The following is a 2380-nucleotide window of genomic DNA, read 5'->3' on the forward strand; positions in this document are numbered from 1 at the left end:
CCCCGCCTGGCTGAAGGCCGGCCGCGAGGCGCGCTCCGGCCGCAGCGGTGCGGCGGGCACGCCGCGCGGGCAGAAGCTGGTGGTCCAGATGGTCGAGACCTTCCGCGAACACATGCAACCGGCCTTCGTCGAAAGGCTCGACGCCTGGACGCTGCAGGAACAGTCCGGCATGGCCCTGCCGCCGATCATGATCTACGGCGAGGACGTGTCGCACATCCTGACCGAGGAAGGGATCGCCAACCTGCTGCTGTGCCGCAGCGACGCCGAGCGCGAGCAGGCGATCCGGGGCGTCGCCGGCTACACCGCCGTGGGATTGGCGCGCGACCGGCGCGCCGTCGAGAACCTGCGCGACCGCGGCGTGATCCGCCGGCCGCAGGACCTCGGCATCGATCCTCGCCAGGCCACGCGCAATCTGCTGGCGGCCCGCAGCATGCGTGATCTGGTGGACGCGTCGGGCGGCTTGTACCAGCCCCCCCGGCGGTTCAGAAACTGGTAGCAGGAGATTCCCAAGCATGAGCGACGTCCCCTCAGGGCTCGAGACCCTGGTCTTCTCGTTCACCGGCGGCCGGCCGGCGGGCAGCTTCGCCCCCGTGCTGGTCGGTGTGGTCGGATCGGGCAACCTCGAGGTGATGCTCGAGGCCGCAGAACGCCCGGATTGCGAGATTCGCGTCGTGACGTCGGCGCGTGGCTTTGGCGCGATCTGGCAGGCCGTGATGACCGACTTTCACGAGCGCCAGCCGCTGTCCGGCTTGCGCATCTCGATCAACGACATGGGCGCCACGCCCGCGGTCGTGAGCCTGCGGCTCGACCAGGCGGTGGCCGGGATCGCCGGAGGGCAACCATGATCAGCTTCGCAGAATGCTCGGCCCGGGAGCGGCTGGCGCGGGTGTTCGACGCCGCGACATTCCACGAATGGCTGCCGCCGACCGAGCGTGTCATCAGTCCGCACCTCGAACAGCTCGGCGTGCCCTCGGCCTTCGACGATGGTGTCGCCATCGGCCGCGCGACGCTCGAGGGTCACACGGTGTTCGTTGCCGCCCAGGAAGGTGAGTTCATGGGCGGTGGGGTGGGCGAGGTGCACGGTGCCAAGCTGGTGGGCCTGCTGCGGCGGGCGCTGCGCGACCGGCCGGCGGCGGTGCTGCTGCTGGCCGAGTCCGGTGGCGTGCGCCTGCACGAGGCCAACGCCGGCCTGATCGCGGTGTCCGAGGTCATGCGCGCGGTGCTCGACGTGCGCGCGGCGGGCATCCCGGTCGTGATGCTGATCGGCGGCGCCAACGGCTGCTTCGGCGGCATGGGCATCGTGGCGCGCTGCGCCGACCGCGTGGTGATGAGCGACATGGGCCGGCTGGCGATGTCGGGTCCGGAGGTGATCGAGGCGTCGCAAGGCGTCGAAGAGTTCGATTCCCGAGATCGCGCGCTGGTCTGGCGCACCACGGGCGGCAAGCACCGCTGGCTCAGCGGCGATTGCGACGTGCTGGTGAAGGACGACGTGGCGGCGTTCCGGGCCGCGGCCATCGACGCGCTCGACGCATCGCGCCCCGTGTCGGTGGGGACGCTGGAGCGTGAACACGCGCTGCTCGCCAGGCGGCTGCGGCTGCTGCCCGACGCGCTCGACAGCGACGAGGCGGTGGCACTGTGGGGGCTGCTGGGCGTGGCCGACGCCGCCCGCGTGCCCGACCTCGACGTCGATGCCCTGCGCTCCCTGCGCACGGTCTGAGGAGCACTGGAATGGACTGGAACACACTGGCCACGGCCTTGTTCGGCGCCGACCACGGCATCTCCCAGGAAGGCGATGTGTTGCGCGGCAACGTGCGCTTCGACGGCAACCCACTCACGGTCATCGGCACGACCAACCACGCACCGATCGGTGTGCGGCTCGCGCTGGAGCAGGCGCGCGTCGTGCTCGACACGATCGCGCAGCACCCGGGCCGGCCGATCCTGCTGCTGATCGACACGCAGGGTCAGATGCTGCGCCGCCGGGACGAACTGCTGGGGATCAACCGCGCGATGGCGCATCTGGGGATGAGCATCGACTTCGCGCGGCGACGCGGTCACCGCGTGCTGGGGCTGGTGTACGACCAGGCGTTGTCCGGCGGCTTCATCACCTCCGGGCTGATCGCCGATGCCTGCGACGCGCTGCCCGAGGCCGAGATCCGCGTGATGCGCATCCCGGCGATGGCGCGCGTCACCAAGATCTCCGAAGACCGGCTCACCGAGCTCTCGCGCAGCAACCCGGTGTTCGCACCCGGCGTGGAGAACTACGTGGCGATGGGCGGCGTGCGCAGGCTGTGGACGGGCGATCTGGCGGTGGCGCTGCGTGAGGCCCTGGCCTCGGCCTCCGGCGAGGACGTGCGCGCCGCCGACGGTCGGACGCGCGGCG

General features: G+C 71.2%; 4 protein-coding genes. All 4 read left to right on the forward strand.

Features of this window, described 5'->3' with window-relative positions; translation table 11 throughout:
* Nucleotides 1-496: malonate decarboxylase subunit alpha (locus x551_RS21245; RefSeq protein ID WP_036251083.1), on the forward strand; the 496-nt coding region annotated here is incomplete at its 5' end.
* Between the two features lie 16 nt (nt 497-512).
* Nucleotides 513-845: a malonate decarboxylase acyl carrier protein gene (mdcC, locus tag x551_RS21250; protein WP_036236272.1), complete on the forward strand. Its 333-nt coding sequence runs from the start codon at nt 513-515 to the stop codon at nt 843-845.
* The gene (locus x551_RS21255; protein ID WP_036236274.1) at nt 842-1717 is read left to right on the forward strand and encodes a biotin-independent malonate decarboxylase subunit beta; all 876 of its coding nucleotides are present in this window, start codon (nt 842-844) and stop codon (nt 1715-1717) included. Before mdcC ends, x551_RS21255 begins: the two co-directional genes overlap by 4 nt.
* An 11-nt stretch (nt 1718-1728) precedes the next feature.
* Nucleotides 1729-2380 (forward strand): biotin-independent malonate decarboxylase subunit gamma (locus tag x551_RS21260; protein ID WP_036251086.1); only part of this gene is annotated, 652 nt, incomplete at its 3' end.

The organism is Methylibium sp. T29 (assembly GCF_000576205.1).
Taxonomy (GTDB): domain Bacteria; phylum Pseudomonadota; class Gammaproteobacteria; order Burkholderiales; family Burkholderiaceae_C; genus Methylibium; species Methylibium petroleiphilum.

What these genes read in the sequence shown, in the direction of transcription:
- mdcC (WP_036236272.1), top strand. Translation starts at nt 513, where the DNA reads ATGAGCGACGTCCCCTCAGGGCTCGAGACCCTGGTCTTCTCGTTCACC.
- x551_RS21255 (WP_036236274.1), top strand. Translation starts at nt 842, where the DNA reads ATGATCAGCTTCGCAGAATGCTCGGCCCGGGAGCGGCTGGCGCGGGTG.